Genomic DNA, 22,992 nt, shown 5'->3' with positions numbered 1-22,992 from the left:
CACCGACAAAAACAGGGCCGTCCGGGTTCACCGCAAGTCAGGGTCGTGGGACCTTGATGTTGGAATACCGGTCCCACCCTTCGGAGATGCGCTTGAGGTACAGGTCGGCCTGGGCGGCGTCGATCACCCAGTTCCACTCCCCGGTCGGTGGTGCCGGATACGCCCGCACCTTCGCGGCGACCGCCTGCGCCTCGTCCAGACCGTCCCAAATGGACCGTGCCAGCTCGGGTGACGGCTGCTGCACGTAGATCCGGTAGCCGAAGTACGCCTTCGCGACCGACCTGTGCAGCTTCGTGGTCAGCACTGTCCGTTCGAAGTACGCCTTGAGCTGGGCGTAGTCGTTGGGGCGCAGCAGTCTCCTGACGTGCTCGATGTCGCGAAGCGAGGCTTCGGCGAGCCCGACGCCGTAGTTCTTCTCGATGGTGAGGTAGTCGAGGTACTCCTGCGTCATCAGGTTGCCGGGCGTGACCCAGCCGCGGTCGAGCACGTGGCCGGCCTCGCGGCGCAGGACGCCGTCGGTCTTGCAGTGCGGCGGCGAGAGGTGGTTCGCCACGTCGATCCAGTAGTGGAACTCCCTGTTCACGCCGTGGCGCACGAACGTCTCGGGCGGGTCGATCCACTTGCCGGAGACGCTGCGGTGATAGCTGGAGCAGTACGGGTCGTAGTCCAGGCGTGAGTGGTTCGCGGTGTTGCTGCCCAGGGTGTAGAGCGTCGAGGTGATGATCTCCGGCGAGCGGGACAACGCCCGTGCCACGAGCGGTGCGGCGAGCAGGCCGTACTTGCGGGCGGCGAACTCCAGGTGGATCTGCGCGTTCGAGGCGCCTTCGGAAGCCCGTTTCAGGGCGTAGAGGTTGATCTCGGTCGGCGTGCCCACGATGCGCGACTCGCCGTAGCGGTCGGTGCGGGCGACGTAGCCGATCACGTTGGGGAGCTTGCGGTAGTGCCTCAGCCGGTCGGCGTGCTCGGCCACGAACGCGTTGGCGATCTTGCCCTGGCCGTTGTACTCGCCGGTGGTGTCGTACTCGATCAGCACGGGTCGGTTGATCTTCGGGACGGTGACGTCGATCGGGTGCGTGAGGAAGAAGTCGTGCGGCTGGGCCTTGGCCATCACGCGCACGCGCTTGTTCTGGACGCGGTCGATCGCGCCGATCGTGCGGTCCATCTCGGCGGGGTAGTAGCCGAAGGTGCGCAGGTAGAGGAGCATGCCGCGCTCGTCGATCACGGACGCGACCTGGTCGACGAGGTGGGCGAGCTTCTCCTCGGCGGTCTTCAGGCGCACCGAGTGCTGGTTCTCGACGCGGGCGCCGGTCTCGATGAACGTCAGGATGATCGAGTTCACCCTCGGCACCAGGTCGAGCATCGAGCGGTAATCGTTGCGGAACCAGTCCCAGAACGCCGGGTTGTCGAGGTCGATCGTGCCGCCGGGGCCGGTGCGGAACTCGGCGGGGTAGTAGGCGAGGTGGTAGAGGGCGTGATCCCAGGCGGCGACCTCCTTGACGCCCGACGAGTGGGCGAGGTCGGTCAGCCGGTTCACCTGCGCCTGTCTGCGCGGCTCGCGGACCTCCCGCAGGTCGTGCACGACCTCGTGGGACAGCTGCAGGTGGTTGACCTGGTATTTCCTGGCGGCGCCGATCACCTCGTCCGCGCCGGAGTCGCTGTCGGAGAGGATCGTCCAGCCCCGGATCGAGTTGCGGATCGGGTCGTGCGCCGCCGCGACGCCGGGCGGTGCGAGCAGGATCACTCCCAGGAGCAGACACCAGAGCTTGCGCATGCGCACCCCTCAGTGGACCGGGGCGACGGCACCTCCACCCAACGGTTCGGCCGAGGAGTCGGTCAAGGGAACCGGCGGGTTCTGCGGTTGTTACATCCCGCTGGGGTTGAGCTGGCACCGCGCAGGAAACCAGCTGGGTAAACTCGGAGCACGGGACACGGAGGTGAAACAGCGGTGAACGCCGATGAGCGTCGGTTCGAGGTGCTGCGCGCCATTGTCGCCGACTACGTGTCCAACCAGGAGCCCGTCGGGTCGAAGGCCCTGGTGGAGCGACACAACCTGGGTGTGTCGAGCGCGACCGTGCGCAACGACATGGCGGCGTTGGAGGACGAGGGCTACATCGCCCAGCCGCACACCAGTGCCGGACGGGTGCCGACGGACAAGGGCTACCGGCTCTTCGTCGACAGGCTGAGCGAGATCAAGCCGCTCTCGCAGGCCGAGAAGCGGGCCATCCGCAGCTTCCTCGACGGGGCGCTCGACCTCGACGACGTGATGCGCCGCAGCGTCCGGTTGCTCGCGCAGCTCACCAGGCAGGTCGCGGTGATCCAGGTGCCGACCCTGTCCCGCGCCGCCGTGCGGCACCTCGAGGTGCTGCCGATCACGCCGTCGCGGCTGATGCTCGTGCTGATCACCGACACCGGCCGCGTCGACCAGCGCATCGTCGAGCTCGGTGACGTGATCAGCGAGGAGGACGTGGCCCAGTTGCGCACGCAGCTCAACCAGGCCATGGCCGGTCAGCGGCTGTCCGACGCGAGCGCCAAGGTCGCCGAACTGCCCGAGGAGGTGCGGCAGGACCTGCGCGATCCGATGCTGCGGGTCGCGACGGTGCTGATCGAGACGCTCGTCGAGCACCCGGAGGAACGGCTCGTGCTCGGCGGCACCGCGAACCTCACCCGCAACGTCGCCGACTTCCCCGGCTCGCTGCGCCAGGTGCTGGAGGCGCTCGAGGAACAGGTGATCGTGCTCAAGCTGCTCGCCGCCTCCCGCGACCCCGGCCGCGTGCTGGTGCGCATCGGCGAGGAGAACGAGGCCGCTGAGATGCGCAGCACTTCCGTGGTGTCCATCGGTTACGGCAGCCGCGACAATCCGCTGGGAGGCCTCGGCGTCGTCGGGCCCACGCGCATGGACTACCCCGGAACCATGGCGGCCGTGCGTGCGGTCGCCAACTACGTCGGTGAGATCCTCACTGGTCGTTGAACAAGGAACGTCCCCCGAGAACTTTGCTCTGAAAGATGAAGACGAAAGCGAACAAGGTGGCCAGGGATTACTACGGCATCCTCGGTGTCGCGCAGAACGCGACACAGGATGAGATCAAGCGCGCCTATCGCAAGCTCGCAAGGCAGCTGCACCCGGACGTCAATCCCAACGAGGAGGCCCGCTTCAAGGAGGTCACGGCCGCCTACGAGGTGTTGTCGAACCCCGAGAAGCGTCGCATCGTCGACCTGGGCGGCGACCCGCTCGACTCGGGCGGCGGCGCACGCGCGGGCGGCGACCCGTTCGCGGGCTTCGGTCTCGGCGACATCATGGACGCGTTCTTCGGCGCGACGTCCGGCGGTGGCCGCGGTCCGCGCAGCCGCGTGCAGCCCGGTTCCGACGCGCTGATCCGGCTCGACATGACGCTGGAGGAGTGCGCCGCGGGCACCACCCGTGAGCTGACCGTCGACACCGCGATCCTCTGCGACCGCTGCCACGGCGCCGGCACGTCCGGCGACTCCAAGCCGATCCGCTGCGACACGTGCAACGGCCGCGGCGAGGTCCAGTCGGTGCAGCGCTCGTTCCTCGGCCAGGTCGTGACGTCCCGCCCGTGCCCGGTCTGCCGCGGCTACGGCGAGGTCATCCCCGACCCGTGCCAGCAGTGCAGCGGCGACGGCCGCGTCCGTTCGCGCCGCACGATCTCCGTGAACATCCCCGCCGGTGTCGCCGAGGGCATGCGCGTGCGCCTCGCTGGCCAGGGCGAGGTCGGCCCCGGCGGTGGCCCGGCAGGCGACCTCTACGTCGAGGTCGAGGAACACCCGCACGAGATCTTCGAACGCGACGGCGCCGACCTGCATTGCGTGGTGCAGATCCCGATGACGACAGCCGCACTGGGCGCCACCCTGCCGTTGAAGACGCTCGACGGCGAGGAAGAACTGCAGATCGAGCCCGGCACGCAGCCGAACACTCAGCTGGTCCTTCCCGGCCGCGGCATGCCGAAGCTGCGTTCCACCGGCCGCATCGACGGCCGCGGCGACCTGCACGTGCACCTCGAGGTCGTCGTGCCCACGAAGCTCGACGCCGCCCAGGCCGCCCTGCTGCGCGACCTGGCCGAGCTGCGCGGCGAGACCGAGCCTTCCTTGTCCCACAACGGCAAGGGCGGCGGCGGGCTGTTCTCCCGCCTGCGTGCCTCGCGCGGCAACCGGTGACCCTGCCGGTCTTCCTCGTTCCGGCGCTGCCGCCGGGCGAGGAGTTCGTGCTGGACGGCCCGGAAGGCCGCCACGCCGCCACGGTGAAGCGCCTGCGCGTGGGCGAGGAACTAGTGCTGTCCGACGGTTCCGGCACCCTCGTGCGCTGTGCGGTGGTGTCGGTGGAACGGGACGCGTTGTCGCTGAAGGTGCTCGACCGCGCGGTGGAGCCCGAGCCGTCACTCCGCGTCGTGCTCGCCCAGGCGCTGGTGAAGGGCGACCGCGGCGAGCTCGCGGTCGAACTGGCCACCGAGGCCGGTGTGGACGGTGTGGTGCCGTGGCGCGCCGCCCGGTGCGTGGCCAAGTGGGAGGACGGCCCGCGCGGCGCGAAGGCGTTGGGGCGCTGGCGTTCCACGGTCCGCGAGGCCGCGAAGCAAGCCCGCCGCTCGCGGGTGCCCTTCGTCGACGAACCCGTGAGCACCGCGCAACTTTCGCAGCGCGTGTCGTCCTCGGCGCTCACGCTCGTGTTGCACGAGAGCGCGACCGACCGACTGTCCGATGTCGACCTTCCCGAATCCGGAGACGTCCTGCTCGTCGTCGGTCCCGAAGGCGGGATCACGCCTGACGAATTGGAAGCGCTGCGATCTTCGGGTGCCCGGATCGTCCGATTGGGCCCAACTGTTCTGCGTGCATCTACCGCTGCGGCGGTTGCTCTCGGTGCGCTTGGGGTACTCACGTCCCGGTGGTGACCCAGTTCACTCCGAAGGTGAACATCGGATGGATTGGCTTGACGGAAGCTGTAGCGAACCGCAGGCCGTTGGGGTTACTCTAGTTGCAGAGGGGCTCAATTGGTCTAGCCGTAAACGGAGTAGACGATTAGGCCTTTCCAACCAAAGACTCGCCGGACACCTCCCCCCTCGGTCCGGCGTCGGCGCCTCGCGGCGAAGCGACCCCCAGGCTTCGGACCGCGAGGCGCCCCTTTATCTCTCGCCTCGCGTGCTCGGTGCCTGCGGCACCTTCGCCGCTCGTCGATAAAGCGTGTCTTCTGGGGGCCGAGCCCCCAGACCCCAGCCGGGGGCTTCGCCCCCGGACCCCCGGCCGGCTCGGCGCTTCGCGCCATCGCGGCCCATCTCATCGCATCGCGGCCCATTTCGCTTCGTGCGGGCTCGGCTTCTTTCTGTGTTGTCAGGTCGTTTTTCGTTGTGTCACGTAGGTTCTGCGTGTGCAGCGGATTGCTTACGGTGAGCACCCCAGTCAGTTCGGTGAGCTTTACCTTCCGGATGGTGTTGCTGAGGGTGCTGTTGTCGTCATCCACGGTGGTTTTTGGCACCAGCGGTACGGGTTGGAGCTCGGGCGGCCACTTGCTGATGTGCTTGTTGGGGACGGGTTTGCCGTTTGGAACATCGAATATCGGCGTGTTGGGGGCGATGGAGGATGGCCGCAGACCGGGGAGGACGTGCTGGCTGCCCTGGAGGCTGTCGACATCGGGCCCGTGGTGACGCTCGGACACAGCGCCGGAGGGCATCTCGCTGTGTGGGCGGCCAAGCACAGTGAGCGAGTGGTCGGAGCTGTGGCGCAGGCGGCGGTTCTCGACTTCACCAAGCACATCACGTCGCGGGCGCTGGAGTTGTGTTCCGAGGAGCAGTTCGCCCAGGCCTCGCCGGCGGCGTTGGTGCCCATCGGCAAGCCGGTGATCTGTGTGCACGGTGATCTCGACGAGGACGTCCCGGTCGAGCAGAGCGTCGAGTTCTGCGCGTTGGAGCCGCAGGCGGAGCTCGACGTGGTCGAGGGGGCCGGGCACATGGACATGATCACGCCGGGCACCGAGTCGTGGGAGAGGTGTCGCGGGGCCGTCGTCCGGCTTGCGCGCGGCTGCTAGAAAGAGCCGGTGCCGAAGGTTGTCGACCACGAGGAACGTCGCCGCGAGCTGGCCGAGGCCGTGTGGCGCATCGTGCAACGGGACGGGATCGACCACGCGTCGGTGCGGGCCGTGGCTGCGGAGTCCGGGTGGTCCAGCGGGTCGTTGCGGCACTACTTCCCCACGCAGGACTCGTTGCTGGGCTTCGCGATGGAGCTCGCGTACCGGCGGTTCCTGGCGCGGCTGGAGAGGATCGACGGCTCGCTCGGCAACCGGGAGCGGCTGAGGGCCTTCGCGCACGAGATGCTCGCGCTGGACGAGGAACGGCGGGTCGAGGCCGCCGTGCTGATGTCGTTCCTGCCGCGGGCGTTGGTGGAGCCGTCGTTGCACGAGCTGGAGCGTTACGGCACGCGACAGGTCTACGGCGAGCTCGCTCGGATCCTCAAGGCTGCCGAGGAGGCGGGGGAGCTGCGGGACGGTGTCGTGCCGATGAAGGCGGCGCGGCGGACTCTCGTGCTGATCGACGGGCTCAACATCCACCACCAGCTCGGGCCGGAGGAGCTGACGGTGGACGACATGATCGAGGCCGTCGACGAGCACCTGGACCGGTTGTTCGCCTAGCGTCTTGAGGCATGTCCTGTTTGTTCTGCCGGATCGTCGACGGTGAGGTTCCCGCGACGGTCGTGCACGAGACCAAGACGACGCTGGCGTTCCGCGACATCCACCCCAAGGCTCCGGTGCACGTGCTGGTCATCCCGCGCGAGCACGTGCCGAACGCCGTCGACCTGAGCGGTGAGCAGCTCGGCGACCTCTTCGCCGCCGCGAAGGAGATCGCCGAGGCGGAAGGCGTCTCGGAGACCGGATACCGGCTGCTGTTCAACACCGGGCCCGACAGCGGGCAGGAGGTCTTCCACGCCCACCTGCACGTGCTCGGCGGAAGAAAGCTCTAGCCGAGAGCCTGCAGGTCGACGCACCCGGCCGTTGCCGGTGGCGGAGTCGGCGATGACCGGGCCGATCAGCATCAGGTCGTCGCTGGCGCGCCAGGGGCCCGCGATGCCGTGCGCGGACCTGCTACGAGGTCGTCGGGGTCAGCGGCTGTGCCAATATCCAGTCGGCGCCCGTGGCCCTGGCGTGCGCAGGTGTCAGCCGGCGCAGTTCCACGGTCCCCCAGAGATCATCCGAGCGCGTGTGAGGCGGGCGCGAAGTAACGGGACCGGTCTCCCGGCACGTCGTCGGCGCCGCGCACCATCAGCGTGCAGCCGCCGCCGAGCTTCTCGAAACCCTGCTCCAGCAGGAACGCGCCAACGTCGGCGTTGTCCGTGTCCACGCGGACTCGACCGGCGTCGACGGCCACGTCCCTGATCATCTCGCACGCCGCCGAGGCGGATGGCGCGATCAGCGGGCCGATCGTCAGGCCTGTGGGATTCGGGCGGGTGGCGATGGCGCCGGACTCCGACATCCGCACCGTGTACGGGGTGGCCGGGTCGAGCATCCGCTCCCAGAGCAACGGCCGGGTGTACCCGCTCACCTCGCGGTCGAGCGCCACCAGGTCGTCGGCGTCGGCAGGAGTGGCCGCGCGCGTCACGCCGGGCGCAGTGCCGGGTAGCACGCCCTGGTACTCGGTGGTGGCCCCGACAGGGTGAAAGCCGAGCCGGACGTAGAGCGGCTCACCCATCGACGTCGCGTACAGCACCGACGGCCCGATATCCAATATATTGGACATCAGTTGCGTGCCGATGCCCCTGCGACCTGCCCACGACGCGACCAGGACGCCGCTGATCGCCTGCATTTCGGGATACGGCGTCGTCAGCGTCGTGCCGAGCAACCCCGTCGAGTCGAAGGCGCCCCACCCCGGTCCCAGCTCGAGCATCAACTCCCACTGCGCGGGCGTCCACGCCCAACCCCGGTCCGTGATGAGCTTCATGCACTCGGGTATGTCCTCAACGCCAAGCCTGCGGATCTCCACAGCCGGTGAGCACACACGGTGAGCAATCCGGTAGCCACTCATTTTCGGCCGGACTAGCATCGACGCCACCAGATCCGAGCGACAGGAAGCAGGCCGGGGCCACGTGGCCGAAGAAACACAGCAGAGCGTCAAGGAAGGTCAGTCCCGGTTCGCCGTGCCCGACGGCGCGGTGCTCAGCCTGCTGGGGTCGCGAGACGAAAACCTCCGGCTCGTGGAGGAACTGCTCGACGCCGACGTGCACGTGCGCGGGAACGAGATCACGCTGTCCGGCGACCCCGCGGACGTGGCCTTCGCGGAACGGGTCTTCAGCGAGCTCGTCACCCTCGCCAGCCGCGGCCAGGCCATCGACCAGAACACCGTGCGCCGCACCGTCGCGATGCTGAGCGCCAACGCAGACTCCTCGCCCGCCGAGGTCCTCAGCCTCGACATCATCAGCCGCCGCGGTCGCACGATCAGGCCGAAGACGCTGAACCAGAAGCACTACGTCGACGCGATCGACAAGAACACGGTCGTGTTCGGCATCGGCCCCGCCGGCACCGGCAAGACCTACCTGGCCATGGCCAAGGCCGTGCAGGCGCTGCAGTCCAAGCAGGTCAACCGCATCATCCTCACCCGCCCGGCCGTCGAGGCGGGCGAGCGGCTCGGCTACCTGCCCGGCACGCTCTACGAGAAGATCGACCCGTACCTGCGCCCGCTGTACGACGCGCTGCACGACATGGTCGACCCGGAGTCGATCCCGCGCCTCACGCAGGCGGGCACGATCGAGGTCGCACCGCTGGCCTACATGCGTGGCCGGGCTCAGCCGATCTTCACCCCGGTGTTGACCCCGGACGGTTACCGGCCGATCGGATCGCTGCAGGTCGGTGACCTCGTCATCGGCTCCAACGGCGAGCCGACGCCGGTGCTGGGCGTGTACCCGCAGGGTGAGAAGGACATCTACCGCGTCACCGCGCAGGACGGTTCTTCGACCCTCGCGTGCGGGGAGCACCTGTGGACTGTGCGCACCGCGTCCGACCGGCGCCGCAACAAGCCGTGGCGAGTGCTCGAGACCAAGGAGATGATCGGCAAGCTGAGGGCCGCGCACGCCCGGCGCTACGAGCTCCCGCTGCTCAGCGCCCCGGTGTGCCTGCCGGAACGTGACGTGCCGATGAACCCGTACGCGCTGGGTCTGCTCCTCGGCGACGGGTGCATCACCGGCTCGACGACTCCGTCGTTCTCGACCGCGGACCCGGCGCTCGCTTTCGCGCTCCAAGTGGCGCTCGAGCCGATCGCGGTGATGAAGAAGAACCAGATCGACTACACGCTGAACCGCGTCAAGGCGTCTGGCGACGTGGTCACGCTGGAGAACCCGGTGACCGCCGTCATGCGCAAGCTGGGGCTGAGCGGCACGCGGTCGCACACGAAGTTCGTGCCCGAGCTCTATCTCCACAACAGCGCGGACGTGCGTCTGGCCGTGCTCCAGGGCCTGCTCGACTCGGACGGCGGACCGGTCACCCAGGCCGGGAGGACCTGCCGCGTCCAGTACACGACGACATCGGAACGGTTGCGGGACGACGTGGTCGCTCTCGTTCGCTCGCTCGGCGGTGTGGCCTACTGGCGCTGCCGTCCGGCCGAGGGACGCAAGCCGGGCATGGCGAAGGGGCGTGAGGTCTGCTACCGCCACGACGCGTACGTCCTCGACATCAGGCTGCCCGAGGGCGTCGAGCCGTTCCGGCTCGCGCGCAAGCGGGAGAAGTACCACGCCGCTGGTGGTGGCGGACGTCCGATGCGGTTCATCGACAGCATCGAGCCTGCAGGCCGGACGGAGACCGTGTGCATTCAGGTGGCGGCTCAGGACTCGCTGTACGTCACCGAGGACTACCTGCTGACGCACAACACGCTCAATGATGCGTTCATCATCCTCGACGAGGCGCAGAACACGACGCCCGAGCAGATGAAGATGTTCCTCACGCGGCTCGGGTTCGGCTCGAAGATCGTCGTGACGGGTGACATCACCCAGGTCGACCTCCCCGGTGGCCAGCGCAGCGGTCTGAAGGTCGTCAAGGACATCCTCGAGGATGTCGACGACGTGCACTTCTCGGTCCTGACCAGCCAGGACGTGGTGCGTCACCGGCTGGTCGGCGACATCGTCGACGCGTACGAGAAGTGGCAGGTCGAGCAGGACACCATCGACCAGAACGGGCGACACCACGGACCCGGTGCACGCCGGGGGAACCAGCGCCGGGGACGATAGGCGCCGTGAGCATCGAGATCGCCAACGAGTCGGGCGTCGCGGTGGACGAGGGTTCCATCGTCTCCGCCGCCCGCTTCGCGCTGGACCGCATGGGCGTGAGCCCGCTGGCCGAGCTGTCCGTCCTGCTCGTCGAGCTGGACGTGATGGCCGACCTGCACGAGCGCTGGATGGACCTGCCCGGGCCGACGGACGTCATGGCCTTCCCCATGGACGAGCTGGACTCCGCGCGCCGGCCCGACGCCGCCGGGCTCGGCCCCGCGCTGCTCGGGGACATCGTGCTGTGCCCGGCGTTCGCCAAGGACCAGGCCAAGAAGGCGGGCCACGGCCTGCTGGACGAGCTGCACCTGCTGACCGTGCACGGCGTGCTGCACCTGCTCGGCTACGACCACGCCGAGCCCGCCGAGGAACGCGAGATGTTCACGCTGCAGAACCGCATCCTCGCGGACTTCCGCACCGCGCGGGACGAGGCCGAGCGTGCGGCGCACCAGCGCAGCGCGGACGACAAGGTGCTCGGCGCGGTCGGCCTGGACGAGCAGAAGCCGCTCCAGCATCCCGAAGAAGACTGACGGGCATGAGCGAGAACCCAGCCGGCGTCATAGTGCTGGCCGTCTTGCTCGTGCTCGCCGCAGGTGTCTTCGCGTGTGTGGACGCCGCCCTAGGCACCGTGTCACGCGCACGGGTGGAGGCGTTGCAACGGCAGGGCCGCTGGGGCACGGGGCAGTTGCTGCAGGTCCTCAACGACCGGCCGCGGCACGTGAACCTCTTGCTGCTGCTGCGCCTGTTCTGCGAGATGCTGGCCGCGGTGCTGGTCACGACGGTGTTCCTGAAGTACGTGAACCAGGGCTGGACTGCGGTCCTGTACTCGTGCCTGAGCATGCTCGTCGTGTCGTACGTGCTCGTCGGCGTCGGACCGCGCACCATCGGCCGTCAGCACCCGTACGGCGTGAGCCTGCTCGCCGCGGGCACGGTCCGTCAGCTCGGCCGCGTGCTCGGGCCGTTGAGCAAGCTGCTGATCCTCATCGGTAACGCGATCACACCCGGCAAGGGCTTCCGCGAGGGGCCGTTCTCGTCCGAGGTGGAGCTGCGCGAGCTGGTCGACATGGCGCAGGAGCGCGGCGTCGTCGACGAGGGCGAGCGCGAGATGATCCACTCGGTGTTCGAGCTCGGCGACACCATCGCGCGCGAGGTCATGGTGCCGCGCACCGAGATCGTGTGGATCGAGCAGTCCAAGTCGCTGCGGCAGGCGCTCGCGCTGTCGTTGCGGTCCGGCTACACCCGCATCCCGGTGATCGGCGAGAGCGTCGACGACGTGCTCGGCGTGGTGAACATCAAGGACCTGATGCGGGCCACGCTCGCCGAGGACGAGCATCCGAAGACCGTCGCCGAGCTGATGCGCCCGATGAGCTTCATCCCGGACTCGAAGCCGATCGCGGACCTGCTGCGCGAGATGCAGGTGTCCCGCCGGCACATGGCCATCGTGGTCGACGAGTACGGCGGCACCGCGGGCCTGCTGACCATCGAGGACATCCTCGAGGAGATCGTCGGTGAGATCACCGACGAGTCGGACACCGACGACCGGCCGCCGGTCGAGCACCTCGAGGACGGCGCGGTGCGGGTGAGCGCGCGCCTGCCGGTCGACGACCTGGACGCGTTGTTCGGCACCGAGCTGGACGACCACGAGGTCGAGACAGTCGGCGGGCTGCTCGCGCAACGGCTCGGCCGCGTGCCCCTGCCCGGCACCGAGGCCGAGATCGCGGGCCTGCGGATGCGGGCGGAGGGCGGCAAGGACGAACGCGGCCGCATCCGCGTCACCACTGTGCTCGTGCGCCCTGTGCAGCAGAAGGAGACAGAAGAAGATGCCAGAAGCGAACACTGAGCTCGACGCCGAGAACGCCAAGCTCGTCACGCTCGCGCGCTCGGTCCGTGCCCGCAACGGCGCCGCGGAGGGCGCGGCGGTGCGCGACCTCGACGGCCGCACGTACAACGCGTCCACCGTGGCGCTGCCGTCGCTGAAGCTCACCGCGCTGCAGGCCGCCGTGTCCGCCGCCGTGTCGAGCGGTGCGGAGGGCCTGGAGGCGGCGGTCGTCGTCACCGAGGCGTCCGCAGTGGACGCGGAGTCGCTGGCCGCCGTGCGCGACCTCACGTCGTCCGGTCCGGTGTTCCTCGCGGACGCCTCCGGCGAGGTTCTCGAGCAGCTTTAGGCGGGCGCTCCCATCAACCCGAGCTGCATCATCATGCCCGCGGCGTCGGGGTGGGTGTGGAACTCGGTGATCTTGCCGTTCTCGCACTTCATGAAGTAGGTCCCCCGGCTGGTGACCGACTTGCCGGTCGGGGGGATCTCCATGCCGCCCATCGCGAGCGTGCCGGTGTTGGTGCCGGTGAACTCGAGTTCGCAGGCGATCTGGTCGTCGGTGCAGACCGTGTTGGTCGTGCGGATGTGCATGTCCGGGAACGCGGTGAACCAGGCCTGCGTGTAGGCGCGGGCCGCGTCGCGTGTGCGCATCGGTTCCGGGGTCGTGTCGTCGATCCAGACGAAGTCGTCGGCCAGCAGCTTCACGAAGCCGTCGGTGTCGTGGCGGTCCCACGCGCCGATGCCTTCGTCGTTCAGGCGCTCGAGGTCTTCTCTCGACATGTCGCATCTCCTTGTGCTCGACCTACGAGTGGAGTGCGGGGGACGCGGCCGCAAGCCTGCGCGCCGTTCACCCGTGCGGACCAGTGCCGGAAGACCCCGCGAAGGACCCGTTCGCGCGACCTGACTGCAAATGGACTGAATTCCGTGCGGCACAAAATACGGAATTCGTGGAAGTGATCTGAATGCACGATTGACCGTGCGTGCAATTCAGCCCTAGGTTCGGCCGCGGGGAGAAAATTCGCGACCAACCCGAGGATGGTCATGAAAAAGCTCAGATCTGTTCTCGTTGTGCTGTCGTTGCTGCTCGCCGGTGCGGTGGCGGCGGCACCGGCCCAGGCGGAAGTCCGGGCCGCGGCCACCACCGACAAGCTCACCGGCATGATCGTCGGCCACGAGCGTGGTGTCACCACGCAGGCCTGGTCCGGCTGGGAGTCGCTGGGTGGCTACCTGATCTCGGCACCCGCGGTCTCGTCGTGGGCGGCCGGCAGGCTCGACGTGTTCGCCGTCGGCCAGGACCACGCGCTGTGGCACAAGTGGTACGACGGCGGCTGGTCCGGCTGGGAGTCGCTCGGCGGCTATTTGACGTCCGCTCCGGCCGCTGTTTCGTGGAGCAACGGAAGAATTGACGTGTTCGGCCGCGGAAGTGACAACGCGCTCTGGCACAAGTGGTATCAGTCTGGCTGGTCCGGATGGGAATCCCTGGGCGGCTATTTGACGTCGGCGCCGGGTGCTTCTTCGTGGAGTGCCGGACGACTCGACGTGTTCGGGCGCGGAAGTGACAACGCGCTCTGGCACAAGTGGTTCGACGGCGGCTGGTCCGGCTGGGAGTCGCTGGGCGGTGTCCTGACGACCTACCCCGCGGCCGTCTCGTGGGGACCGGGCCGCATCGACGTGTTCGCCGGCGGCACCGACTACGCGCTGTACCACAAGTGGTACCAGAACGGCTGGTCCGGCTGGGAGTCCCTCGGCGGCACGCTCACCTCGGGACCGGGCGCCTCCTCCTGGGCCTCCGGCCGGCTCGACGTCTTCGTCCGCGGCACGGACAACGCGATGTGGCACAAGTGGTACGACGGCGGCTGGTCCGGCTGGGAGTCGCTCGGCGGTGGGCTGATCTCCGGCCCGGCGGCGGTTTCCTGGTCGTACAACCGCATCGACACGTTCGTCATCGGCACCGACAACGCGCTCTACCACAAGTGGTGGGCGTGATCGGATAGCAGATCGAGGGACCGGCGACAACCCCGTTGCCGGTCCCAGGGACAATGGACTGATGGATGGTTACCGCTCCGGGTTCGCGTGTTTCGTCGGACGCCCGAACGCAGGGAAGTCGACGCTGACGAACGCGCTGGTGGGCACGAAGGTCGCCATCACGTCGAACAAGCCGCAGACCACCCGCCACACGATCCGCGGCATCGTGCACCGCCCCGACGGCCAGCTCGTGCTGGTGGACACGCCCGGCCTGCACCGGCCGCGCACGCTGCTCGGCCAGCGGCTCAACGACCTGGTGCGCGAGACGTGGTCGGAGGTCGACGTCGTCGGCTTCTGCGTGCCCGCGGACCAGAAGGTCGGCCCCGGCGACAAGTTCATCGCCGCCGAGCTCGAGAAGGTCGCCAAGCGCACGCCCGTGGTCGGCATCGTCACCAAGACCGACCTGGTGTCGCAGCAGCAGGTGATGGAGCAGCTGCTCGCGCTGCAGAAGGTGATGGAGTTCGCCGAGATCATCCCGGTGTCCGCGGTCGACGGCTTCCAGGTCGACAAGCTGGGCGACCTGCTGCTGCAGAAGCTGCCGGAGGGCCCGCCGCTGTACCCGGACGGCGACCTGACCGACGAGCCCGAGCAGACCCTGGTCGCCGAGCTGATCCGCGAGGCCGCGCTGGAGGGAGTGCGCGACGAGCTGCCGCACTCGATCGCCGTCGTGGTCGAGGAGATGCTGCCGCGCGAGGGCCGCGACGACCTGATCGACATCCACGCGTTCGTGTTCGTGGAACGGCCGTCGCAGAAGGCGATCATCCTGGGGCACCGGGGCGAGCGGCTCAAGCAGGTCGGCATGACCGCGCGCAAGCAGATCGAGGCACTCCTGGGCACCCGTGTGTACCTGGACCTGCACATCAAGATCGCCAAGGACTGGCAGCGCGATCCGAAACAGTTGCGCCGCCTGGGATTCTGATGGCCAACTTGTACCGCGACACCGGCATCGTGCTTCGTGTGCAGAAGCTCGGTGAAGCGGACCGGATCATCACCTTCCTGACCCAGCGGCACGGCAAGCTCCGTGCCGTGGCGAAGGGCGTGCGCCGCACGTCGTCGAAGTTCGGCGCGCGGCTGGAGCCGTTCTGCCACGTCGACGTGCAGTTCCACCCCGGCCGATCGCTCGACATCATCACCCAGGTGCAGACGCTGGACGCGTTCGGCGTGGGCATCGTCAACGACTACCAGCGCTACACGGCCGCGTGCGCGATCCTCGAAACCGCTGACCGCCTCACCGCCGAAGAGGGCGAACCGGTCGTGCGGCTCTATTTGCTCGTCACGGGCGCACTGCGCGCGTTGGCCGCCGCCGAACGTGATCCGTCGTTGTTGCTGGACGCGTTCCTCATGCGTGCCATGGCATTCGCCGGTTGGGCGCCCGCGGTCAACGAGTGCGCGAAGTGCGGCACTCCCGGTCCGCACCGGGCGTTCAGCGTCCAGGCCGGTGGCACGTGCTGCCCGAACTGCCGCCCGCCCGGCTCGGCCTCGCCGTCCGCGGACACGCTGACGTTGCTCTCGGCGCTGCTGCACGGCCAGTGGGGCGTGGTCGACGAGATCCCGCACGTCGCCCGCAGGGACGCGAGTGGCCTGGTCGCGGCACACCTGCAGTGGCACCTCGAACGTCAGCTGCGATCGTTGCCTCTGGTCGAGCGCAAGGCCAAGCCGGACGACGGCTAATCTGGCGGCCACCCGAACATCAGGAAGGATGCCGAGCCTCATGCTGCGTCGCCGCCGCTCCGAACGCGAGAAGCGCGTCCCGCGCCCGCCGGAGCCGCACCCGTCCGGCGCGACGCCCCCGGCGATCCCCGCCGAGTTCGTGCCGAAGCACATCGCGATCGTGATGGACGGCAACGGCCGCTGGGCCAACCAGCGCGGACTGTCGCGGGTCGAGGGCCACAAGCGTGGTGAGCAGGTCGTCGTCGAGGTCGCCAAGGGCGCGATCGAGATGGGCGTGAAGTGGCTGTCGCTGTACGCCTTCTCCACCGAGAACTGGCGCCGCAGCCCGGAAGAGGTCCGGTTCCTCATGGGCTTCTCCCGCGACGTCATCCACCACCGCACCGACGAGCTCGACGAGCTGGGCGTGCGCGTGCGCTGGGCCGGTCGGCGGCCCCGGTTGTGGCGCAGCGTCATCAAGGAGCTGGAGATCGCGGAGGAGCGCACCCGCGACAACGACCAGCTCAACCTCGCGATGTGCATCAACTACGGCGGTCGCGCGGAGATCGGTGACGCCGCCCGCGAGATCGCCCGTCTCGCCGCCGCTGGGCAGATCAACCCGGACAAGGTCGACGAGAAGACCATCGCGCGCTACCTCTACCAGCCCGAGATGCCGGACGTGGACCTGTTCATCCGGCCGTCGGGCGAGCAGCGCACGTCGAACTTCATGCTGTGGCAGTCCGCGTACGCCGAGCTGGTGTTCCAGGACATCCTCTGGCCCGACTTCGACCGCCGCGACCTGTGGCGCGCCGTCGAGAAGTTCGCCGAGCGCGACCGCCGCTTCGGTGGTGCGATCGACAAGCCCGAATCGGAGGTGTCGTGAACGCGAGCGGTGAGGCGCTGGAGGCCGCGCGCAAGGCGCTGGAGATGTTCCACGACGTCTCGGTGGACGACGACGGCGCGTTGAGCTTCCGCCACGGCGACGTGCCCTGCGCCGTGCAGGGCATGGAACTCGCCGAGGGGCTGACCGTGCTCTCGTTGACGGTCGTCGTCGCGTGGGACCTGGTCGGCGACGTGGCCACGTGGGTCGCCGAACGCGCTGGTCAGGGCTTGTTCGGCACGCTCGGTGTCATCGCGTCCGAGCGCGGCACGGACGTGATGCTGCGCTACGCGTTCCCGGCGGACGGCCTCAAGCCCGAACCGCTGAGCACGCTGCTCATGCTGGTCGTGTCGACCGCGTCGCAGGTGCGCGGCGAGCTCCTCTCCCGCTTTTCCTAGAAAGGACCCTTCCATGGGTGGCGTGATCATTTACGAGCCGGAAGAGGACTCGGACGTCAACGAGTTCCCGTGGACCGTCACGTTCGAACCGTCGGGCGGCGACGAGTGGGACTCCTTCATCTGCGGCCCGTACGAGCGCGACCACGCCGTCGCGCTGGCCGAGGCGGTGGCGCTGGACGACGCCGAGGGCGGCGTGCTGGCCATCGTGAAGCCGATGCTGCCCGCCCTGAGCGCCGAGGACGTCTCCGCCACGATCGAGGAGCTCCGCGAGGCCGCCCTCGAAGAGGAAGACGACGAGGACGTGGTCAACGGCACGCCCGTCGACTTCGACGACGACGAGGACCTCGAGGAAGAAGAGGCCGAGTTCGCCGAGCCGCCGTCGCCGGAGGAGATCCGCGAGGGCATGGCCCGCACCTACCGCCGTCTGCTCGACCTGGACGCGGACGCGGAATGACGATCACCGGCGAGATCCGGTCGTCGAAGCGGCGCTCAGGCCCGCCTCGGCTGAAGATCACGTCGCTGGAGGTGCTGTGCGGGATCCTCGTTCTCGCACTGCTCTTCCAGTCCCGGCTCGTCGACCTGCTCGACGTGCCGAAGCTGCGCACGGCCTCGACCGTGTTCGTGGCGATCTGCGTGCAGGCCATGCCGTTCCTGGTCCTGGGCGTGCTGATCTCCGGTGCGATCGCGGCGTTCGTGCCGGCGTCGGTGCTGCGCAAGCTGCTGCCGTCGAAGACCGCGCTGGCCGTGCCGGTGGCCGGTGTCGCGGGCGTGGCGCTGCCGGGCTGCGAGTGCGCTTCGGTGCCGGTCGCGCGACGGTTGATGCAGCAGGGCGTGGCGCCCGCGGTGGCGCTCACGTTCCTGTTGGCGGCGCCCGCGGTGAACCCGATCGTGCTGGTGGCGACGGCGGTGGCGTTCAACGACACCCCGATGATGGTCGTCGCGCGGTTCGTCGGCTCGTTGCTGACCGCGATGGTCATGGGCTGGCTGTGGGTGCGCTTCGGCAAGGCGGAGTGGATCGCTGAGCGTGCTCTGGCCCGTCTGCACGATCACCCCGGCACCAACAAGTGGGCGGTCTTCGCCGAGAGCGCGCGCCACGACCTCGTGGACGCCGGTGGGTTCCTGGTGCTGGGCGGGCTCTTCGCCGCCGCGTTCAAGACGTTCGTGCCGGTCGCGTGGATGCAGACGCTCGGCGGGCAGCTGGTCCTGGGCGTGCTGGTGATGGCGTTCCTGGCCGTGATCCTGGCGTTGTGCTCGGAGGCCGACGCCTTCGTGGCCGTGGCCTTCTCGGCGTTGCCGCTGTTGCCGCGCCTGGTCTTCCTGGTCGTCGGCCCCGCCGTCGACGTGAAGCTGATCGCGTTGCAGGCGGGTGCGTTCGGCAAGTCCTTCGCCTTCCGGTTCGCACCGGCTACCTTCGTAGTGGCGATCTTGTGCGCCGTGGCGACAGGGGTGGTGCTGTTGTGAGGCGGGAAACCCAGAACATCCTGCTGGTGCTGCTCGGCGGCGCGCTGCTGAAGATCAGCTTCTCCGGCCTGTACCTGCGCTACGTGCAGAAGGGCCTGCTGCCGCTGCTCATCGCGGCCGGAGTGATCATGATCGGCCTGGCGCTGTTCGCGATCATCCGCGACATCCGCCGCGGCAAGGCCGTCGAGGACGACGGCCACTCGCACTCGTCGCGCTCGACCTGGCTGATGCTGCTGCCGGTGCTCGCGGTGTTCCTGATCTCGCCGCCCGCGCTGGGCGGTGACGTCGTGAGCTCCGCGGCGGACACGAACCAGACGCAGCGGTCCCGCAACCTGCTGGGCGACCTGCCCTCCGGCGACGTCATCCCGTTGTCCATGACGGAGTTCGTCACGCGCACGGCGTGGGACGAGTCCGGGACGCTGGACAACCGCCGCGTGAAGCTGACCGGGTTCCTCACGCGCGCGGACGGCGACACGTTCGTCGCGCGGCTCGCGATCTCGTGCTGCGCCGCGGACGCCCGGCCGTTGAAGGTGAAGCTGGTCGGCGACGTGCCGTCGCTGCCGAACGACCAGTGGGTCGAGGTGACCGGTCAGGTGGTGCCCAAGTCGGCGTCCGAGAAGAACTCCTGGGTGCCGAGCTTCACGGTCGAGTCGTCCACGCCGGTGGCGGAACCGGTCGAGCCCTACGAGTCGTAGGCTCCCGCGGCGGCGGAGCGGGTCAGCGGGTGGTTCTCGCCGAGCACGCGCCTGGCCCGTGACAGGACGTCCGCGCACAGGTCACGAGCTTCGGCGAGCGCGCCGAGTTTGCGCAGGGCCGAAGCCAGCCTGACGGTGGGCCTCAGCGTGCCGATGTCGTCCGGGCCGAGCGCCGACTCGGCCCGCCGCACCGTGTCCGCGAAGACCGCGCGCGCCGCCTCGTAGTCCTCGTCCAGGAGGTGCAGGTTGCCCACGGCTTCCGCGGCCATCAACGTGTCGCGGTGATCTTCGCCGAGCACCTGGCGGCTGCGCCGCAGCGTGTCCGCGCGGAGCCGGCGAACGCGGTCGTCGACGCCGCGCAGGGACAGGATCATGGCGAGGTTTCCCGCCGAGACCAGCGTGTCCGGGTCGTTCTCGCCCAGCGCCCGCTCGCGTCGCTCGTAGGTGTTGAGGAACAGGTGCTCCGCCTGCTCGTACCGGCCGAGCTTGAACAGGTATCCGGCGAAGCGGTTGGCGACCGCGAGGGTGTCCCGGTGGTTCCCGCCCAGCGCGCCGGCCCAGACGCGGTGCACGCGGCGTGCGATGGTGGCGCCGAGCTCCGACTGCTCTGACATGTTGAGGTAGTCCAGAACGCGCAGCACCAGCTCCCGGAACGGCTTCGGCTCGTGGCTGCCAGCGGGTGCCTGGCCGACGAACGCGTGCAGCCGCGGGGCGAGTGCCTCGTAGGCGGGCCAGTTCGCCGCGTCCTTGGGATCGTTCGCCGGCGCGTCGGCCAGCAGGTCCTGCACGGTTTCGGTCGTCGGCTCGTCCGCGACGGGTTCGTCCGGGACGACCTCCCCGTTCGCCGGCCGGACGTTGGTGACCTCGAGACCGGCCGGGACCTCGCGCACCTCGTAGGCGACCCGCTGGCCAGGACTGACGGAGATGCCCGGTGCGAGCGCCGACCGCCGCAGGTCCAGCTGCGCGCCGCCGCCGTCGGGATCGATCAGCCCGTGTCCGGTGTCGTCGCGGTAGATCGACACGGTGCCCTGCCGCGACAGCGCCGCCAATCGCTCGGCGGGGCAGCCGGGCAGGTGGAACAGGCCGCAGCCCCAATTGAGGTCCGACTCGTGCCTGCCCTCCCACAGGACGTCCGGCGGATACATCTCGAAGGGCTTCCCGTGATCGTCGATCACGGTGGTGCCGCGTTTCCCCGCGACGAGCCAGTCGAGCTCGAGTCGCCAGCTGATCTCGTCCCTGGTGGCCTGCGGCACGAAGCGGAACTGCTCCACGTCGGTGGCGCTGACGCTGAACGGGAAGTTCTGCTCGAGCGCCGTCAGCCGGGGCCGGGTGCTGTCGAAGTCGGCGGTGAAGGGGCGAGGGGTGATGATCCCGCCCATGCGCACCTCGACGCAGGCGCGGCGGGGAGGCCGCCGGGACACCACGACGGGTCGCATGCCGAGGAGGACGACCGCCCGTGTGGTTCGTGCTTCCACCGTGATGACGTGGACGTCTCCGCTGCGTGCCATCGCCCGTGGAGGGTCGTCGTCCACGTACAGCGTGGAAAGTGACGGCTCGACGTCCACCGTGACGATGATCGGACTCGCCAGCGCCTCGGCGGAATCGCCCGCCGAGCCCACGTGGAGCGAGCCGATCGACCCCGCTTGGACGACTGTGCCGTAGTCGCCGTTGCCGACGGAGTTCTGGACGCTGAAGCCGTCGTCCTCGTCTTCCTCGCTGATGGCCGCCCCCTACTTGAGTTTGGCTGTGCACTCCGCGCAGGTGCCGAAGATCTCGACGGTGTGGCTGACCTCGGAGAAGCCGTTCTCCGCCGCCACCCGGTCGGCCCACTTCTCGACGGCGGGGCCCTCCACCTCCACCGTGCGGCCGCAGTGGCGGCACACAAGGTGATGGTGGTGGTGGGCGGAGCAACGGCGGTAGATGGCCTCGCCGGAGTCGGTGCGCAGGACGTCGACCTGGCCCGCGTCCGCCAGGGACTGCAGGGTGCGGTAGACGGTGGTCAGGCCGATGCCCTCGCCTCGGCGGCGCAGTTCCTCGTGCAGTTCCTGGGCGCTGCGGAAGTCGTCGAGCTGGTCGAGCAGGTTCGAGACCGCCGTGCGCTGCTTGGTGGACCTGAGTCCGGTCACAACTTCTCCTCGACGTGCGTCACTGCGTCCACCACGATGTGCGCCAGGTGTTCGTCCACGAGCCGGTAGACGACCTCGCGGCCGTGCCGTTCACCGTGCACCACGCCCGCCGACTTGAGCACCCGCAGGTGCTGGCTGATCAGCGGCTGCGCGACACCCAGCGCCTCGACCAGTTCGTGCACGCAGCGGTCGTGCTCGCGCAGTTGCAGCACGATGGCGATGCGGACCGGGGCGGCGAGGGCGCGCAGCAGGTCGCCCGCCTCGGCCAGGGTGTGCGCGGCTCTGGGCGGCGCGGGTGCCGGGGCCTCGCGTTCGGGGGAGTGCTCGCCGTGCAGCTGGACGGTCATGGCGGCACACCTCACCTGGTAGGGATTTTCACAACCAATTCTACGGTGATGACGAGCAGTACCAGCAGGACCACCACGCGCAACGTGCGCTGAGCTGGGGAAAGGACCCTCCAGGTGGCCGCGAGCAGCACTCCCGCCCCGATGATCAGCACGCCCAACAGCGCCGCGCCCACCGTGCCGCCCACCGTGACGCCGGCGATGAACAGGCCGAGCACGAGCAGGAACGCCACCACCGGGCGGACGCGCGCCAGTGGACCGTCGCCGGGCAGCAGAGGGCGCTTCGAGGTCACCGTGTCATCCTTGCACCGTGCTGCTCGTGTGCCGTTTCCGCGTATCCGACCCTGAGGCGTTTACCTCGCGGGTGGAGCACGCGCTGAAGCTCCTGACCGCTCAGCCGGGGTGCGTGAAAGGCACGCTGGCGCGGTCCACCGACGCCGACGAACGGTGGGTGCTGACGGTCGAGTTCGAGTCCGTGGTGGCCTATCGGCGCGCGATGTCGCCGTTCCCCGTGCGCGAACACGTGATCCCGCTGCTGTCCGAGGCGCTGACCGACGAGCCCGCGATGTACGAGCCGACGCTGACCAGCGCCGATGGCCAGGTCGAGACGCACACGAGCCTGCTCGCCGAGGACGCGTTCACCGTGCGGCTCGGCGAGGCGGCGGGTCCAGCTAAGCCTCGTTAGCGATGGCTTCCATCTCCTTGACCCACTCCTCGTGCGAGTCGTGGGGGAGGAGTTCCAACGCCTTGCGCGCGGCCTCGGCGGCCTCTTCGTTGCGCCCCAACGCGTGCAGAGTCTTGGCCTTGCCGCTTTCCGCGTACGCCTCCGGGGTCTTCTCGAAGGCCTCCAGCGCCTCGTCGAAACGCTCGTTCTCGTAGTAGTACCAACCGAGGTTGTTGTGCAGCGGGCCGAGCCACCGCGACAGTTCCGGGTTCGCCTCGACCAGTTCGAGCCCCTGCTTGGTCCACTTCTCGGGGTCGTCGACCAGTGACGCCATGTGCGCGGCGTCGACCGCGAGCGACAGGTCGCCGCGCGTCTTGGCCAGGATGAACGCCGCCACGAACAACGGTTGCGCCGCCTCCGGATCGCCACCGGAGCGGTGCAGCCTGCCGCGTTCGAGCAGCACGCGCACCCGGCCCGTCGAGTCGGGGGCGACGAGGGTCTCCGCCTCGTCGACGAGGGCATGACCTGCGGCGAAGTTGTCGCGCAGGCCCTCGACGCGGGCGAGCTGGGTCAGCACCTCCGCGCGCTCGTCGTCGCTCTGCACGTTGCCCAGGAACGCCCGGAACCTCGCCTCGGTGCCGTCCAGGTCGGCGAAGTCCCACAGCTCTCGCAGCCGGTCTTCCATTCGTGC

Annotated in this window: 26 protein-coding genes and 3 pseudogenes; 21 read left to right on the top strand and 8 right to left on the bottom strand. The window is 69.0% G+C overall.

Annotated features, from left to right (window positions below):
* Nucleotides 1-37: 37 nt before the first annotated feature.
* On the bottom strand, nt 38-1,771 hold the full coding sequence (locus tag IEZ09_RS27135) for a hypothetical protein (RefSeq protein WP_229812999.1): 1,734 nt from the start codon (nt 1,769-1,771) through the stop codon (nt 38-40).
* A 174-nt stretch (nt 1,772-1,945) separates the two neighbouring features.
* On the opposite strand from IEZ09_RS27135, the gene hrcA reads away from it, so the two are divergent.
* The 6 genes from hrcA (at nt 1,946) to IEZ09_RS27105 (ending at nt 6,960) form a co-directional block, all read left to right on the top strand.
* Nucleotides 1,946-2,968 (top strand): heat-inducible transcriptional repressor HrcA, encoded by a 1,023-nt coding sequence (gene hrcA / locus IEZ09_RS27130; RefSeq protein ID WP_189256592.1) that lies wholly within the window; start codon nt 1,946-1,948, stop codon nt 2,966-2,968.
* A 56-nt stretch (nt 2,969-3,024) separates the two neighbouring features.
* Nucleotides 3,025-4,173 (top strand): molecular chaperone DnaJ, encoded by a 1,149-nt coding sequence (dnaJ, locus tag IEZ09_RS27125; protein WP_189256645.1) that lies wholly within the window; start codon nt 3,025-3,027, stop codon nt 4,171-4,173.
* A complete protein-coding gene (locus IEZ09_RS27120) occupies nt 4,170-4,901 on the top strand; it encodes a 16S rRNA (uracil(1498)-N(3))-methyltransferase (protein WP_189256591.1) in 732 nt (243 codons plus the stop codon). Before dnaJ ends, IEZ09_RS27120 begins: the two co-directional genes overlap by 4 nt.
* Nucleotides 4,902-5,374: 473 nt before the next feature.
* The gene (locus IEZ09_RS27115) at nt 5,375-6,031 is read left to right on the top strand and encodes an alpha/beta hydrolase family protein (RefSeq protein ID WP_189256590.1); all 657 of its coding nucleotides are present in this window, start codon (nt 5,375-5,377) and stop codon (nt 6,029-6,031) included.
* Between the two features lie 9 nt (nt 6,032-6,040).
* A complete protein-coding gene (locus IEZ09_RS27110) occupies nt 6,041-6,631 on the top strand; it encodes a TetR/AcrR family transcriptional regulator (RefSeq protein WP_189256589.1) in 591 nt (196 codons plus the stop codon).
* A gap of 11 nt (nt 6,632-6,642) precedes the next feature.
* Entirely contained in the window at nt 6,643-6,960 is a 318-nt protein-coding gene (locus tag IEZ09_RS27105; protein WP_189256588.1) for a histidine triad nucleotide-binding protein, read from the top strand.
* Between the two features lie 224 nt (nt 6,961-7,184).
* On the opposite strand, the gene IEZ09_RS27100 is transcribed toward IEZ09_RS27105, so the two are convergent.
* Nucleotides 7,185-7,934, bottom strand: coding sequence for a GNAT family N-acetyltransferase (locus IEZ09_RS27100; RefSeq protein ID WP_189256587.1), 750 nt, complete (start codon nt 7,932-7,934; stop codon nt 7,185-7,187).
* Nucleotides 7,935-8,079: 145 nt separating this feature from the next.
* On the opposite strand from IEZ09_RS27100, the pseudogene IEZ09_RS46790 reads away from it, so the two are divergent.
* The 6 genes and pseudogenes from IEZ09_RS46790 to IEZ09_RS27080 form a co-directional block, all read left to right on the top strand.
* Nucleotides 8,080-8,772, top strand: a pseudogene (locus tag IEZ09_RS46790) (PhoH family protein); the annotation flags it as partial.
* Nucleotides 8,761-9,570 (top strand): annotated as a pseudogene (locus tag IEZ09_RS47740) (LAGLIDADG family homing endonuclease); the annotation flags it as partial. The pseudogenes IEZ09_RS46790 and IEZ09_RS47740, both read left to right, overlap by 12 nt.
* Before the next feature lie 282 nt (nt 9,571-9,852).
* A pseudogene (locus IEZ09_RS46780) lies at nt 9,853-10,209 on the top strand (PhoH family protein); the annotation flags it as partial.
* A gap of 5 nt (nt 10,210-10,214) precedes the next feature.
* Nucleotides 10,215-10,775, top strand: coding sequence for an rRNA maturation RNase YbeY (gene ybeY, locus IEZ09_RS27090; protein ID WP_189256585.1), 561 nt, complete (start codon nt 10,215-10,217; stop codon nt 10,773-10,775).
* A gap of 5 nt (nt 10,776-10,780) precedes the next feature.
* Nucleotides 10,781-12,085 carry a hemolysin family protein gene (locus tag IEZ09_RS27085; RefSeq protein WP_189256584.1) on the top strand — a complete coding sequence of 435 codons (1,305 nt, stop codon included), beginning with the start codon at nt 10,781-10,783 and terminating at the stop codon, nt 12,083-12,085.
* Nucleotides 12,066-12,410, top strand: a complete 345-nt coding sequence (locus tag IEZ09_RS27080) for a cytidine deaminase-like protein (RefSeq protein ID WP_189256583.1) — start codon at nt 12,066-12,068, stop codon at nt 12,408-12,410. The genes IEZ09_RS27085 and IEZ09_RS27080 overlap by 20 nt, the downstream gene beginning before the upstream one ends.
* Here the strand turns inward: IEZ09_RS27080 and IEZ09_RS27075 are convergent.
* Nucleotides 12,407-12,841, bottom strand: coding sequence for an ester cyclase (locus IEZ09_RS27075; RefSeq protein ID WP_189256582.1), 435 nt, complete (start codon nt 12,839-12,841; stop codon nt 12,407-12,409). The genes IEZ09_RS27080 and IEZ09_RS27075 overlap by 4 nt on opposite strands.
* A gap of 261 nt (nt 12,842-13,102) precedes the next feature.
* Here IEZ09_RS27075 and IEZ09_RS27070 point away from each other — a divergent pair, with 261 nt between their 5' ends.
* From IEZ09_RS27070 to IEZ09_RS27035, 8 genes are all read left to right on the top strand, one after another.
* On the top strand, nt 13,103-14,047 hold the full coding sequence (locus IEZ09_RS27070) for a PLL family lectin (protein WP_229812998.1): 945 nt from the start codon (nt 13,103-13,105) through the stop codon (nt 14,045-14,047).
* A gap of 61 nt (nt 14,048-14,108) precedes the next feature.
* A complete protein-coding gene (gene era, locus IEZ09_RS27065; RefSeq protein ID WP_189256580.1) occupies nt 14,109-15,005 on the top strand; it encodes a GTPase Era in 897 nt (298 codons plus the stop codon).
* Entirely contained in the window at nt 15,005-15,757 is a 753-nt protein-coding gene (gene recO / locus IEZ09_RS27060; protein ID WP_189256579.1) for a DNA repair protein RecO, read from the top strand. Before era ends, recO begins: the two co-directional genes overlap by 1 nt.
* Nucleotides 15,758-15,797: 40 nt before the next feature.
* The gene (locus IEZ09_RS27055; protein ID WP_189256578.1) at nt 15,798-16,616 is read left to right on the top strand and encodes an isoprenyl transferase; all 819 of its coding nucleotides are present in this window, start codon (nt 15,798-15,800) and stop codon (nt 16,614-16,616) included.
* The gene (locus tag IEZ09_RS27050; protein WP_368856195.1) at nt 16,613-17,011 is read left to right on the top strand and encodes a YbjN domain-containing protein; all 399 of its coding nucleotides are present in this window, start codon (nt 16,613-16,615) and stop codon (nt 17,009-17,011) included. The genes IEZ09_RS27055 and IEZ09_RS27050 overlap by 4 nt, the downstream gene beginning before the upstream one ends.
* Nucleotides 17,012-17,033: 22 nt before the next feature.
* Entirely contained in the window at nt 17,034-17,465 is a 432-nt protein-coding gene (locus IEZ09_RS27045; RefSeq protein WP_189256577.1) for a hypothetical protein, read from the top strand.
* On the top strand, nt 17,462-18,472 hold the full coding sequence (locus IEZ09_RS27040) for a permease (protein ID WP_189256576.1): 1,011 nt from the start codon (nt 17,462-17,464) through the stop codon (nt 18,470-18,472). The genes IEZ09_RS27045 and IEZ09_RS27040 overlap by 4 nt, the downstream gene beginning before the upstream one ends.
* The gene (locus IEZ09_RS27035) at nt 18,469-19,167 is read left to right on the top strand and encodes a TIGR03943 family putative permease subunit (protein ID WP_189256575.1); all 699 of its coding nucleotides are present in this window, start codon (nt 18,469-18,471) and stop codon (nt 19,165-19,167) included. Before IEZ09_RS27040 ends, IEZ09_RS27035 begins: the two co-directional genes overlap by 4 nt.
* On the opposite strand, the gene IEZ09_RS27030 is transcribed toward IEZ09_RS27035, so the two are convergent.
* From IEZ09_RS27030 to IEZ09_RS27015, 4 genes are all read right to left on the bottom strand, one after another.
* Nucleotides 19,155-20,786, bottom strand: a complete 1,632-nt coding sequence (locus IEZ09_RS27030; protein WP_189256574.1) for a tetratricopeptide repeat protein — start codon at nt 20,784-20,786, stop codon at nt 19,155-19,157. The two genes, IEZ09_RS27035 and IEZ09_RS27030, sit on opposite strands and share 13 nt — an antisense overlap.
* A gap of 111 nt (nt 20,787-20,897) precedes the next feature.
* Nucleotides 20,898-21,293: a Fur family transcriptional regulator gene (locus IEZ09_RS27025; RefSeq protein WP_189256573.1), complete on the bottom strand. Its 396-nt coding sequence runs from the start codon at nt 21,291-21,293 to the stop codon at nt 20,898-20,900.
* Entirely contained in the window at nt 21,290-21,640 is a 351-nt protein-coding gene (locus tag IEZ09_RS27020; protein ID WP_112263712.1) for an ArsR/SmtB family transcription factor, read from the bottom strand. The genes IEZ09_RS27025 and IEZ09_RS27020 overlap by 4 nt, the downstream gene beginning before the upstream one ends.
* Before the next feature lie 11 nt (nt 21,641-21,651).
* Nucleotides 21,652-21,930 (bottom strand): hypothetical protein, encoded by a 279-nt coding sequence (locus IEZ09_RS27015; protein WP_229812997.1) that lies wholly within the window; start codon nt 21,928-21,930, stop codon nt 21,652-21,654.
* On the opposite strand from IEZ09_RS27015, the gene IEZ09_RS27010 reads away from it, so the two are divergent.
* Entirely contained in the window at nt 21,891-22,322 is a 432-nt protein-coding gene (locus IEZ09_RS27010) for an antibiotic biosynthesis monooxygenase family protein (RefSeq protein ID WP_308202416.1), read from the top strand. The two genes, IEZ09_RS27015 and IEZ09_RS27010, sit on opposite strands and share 40 nt — an antisense overlap.
* On the opposite strand, the gene IEZ09_RS27005 is transcribed toward IEZ09_RS27010, so the two are convergent.
* Nucleotides 22,309-22,986, bottom strand: coding sequence for a tetratricopeptide repeat protein (locus tag IEZ09_RS27005; RefSeq protein ID WP_189256571.1), 678 nt, complete (start codon nt 22,984-22,986; stop codon nt 22,309-22,311). The genes IEZ09_RS27010 and IEZ09_RS27005 overlap by 14 nt on opposite strands.
* Nucleotides 22,987-22,992: the final 6 nt, after the last annotated feature.

The sequence above is a fragment of the Lentzea flava genome (genome assembly GCF_014648475.1).
GTDB lineage: Bacteria > Actinomycetota > Actinomycetes > Mycobacteriales > Pseudonocardiaceae > Lentzea > Lentzea flava.
Note: the sequence above shows the minus strand (reverse complement) of the source record. Positions and strands in the feature narration are given on the sequence as shown.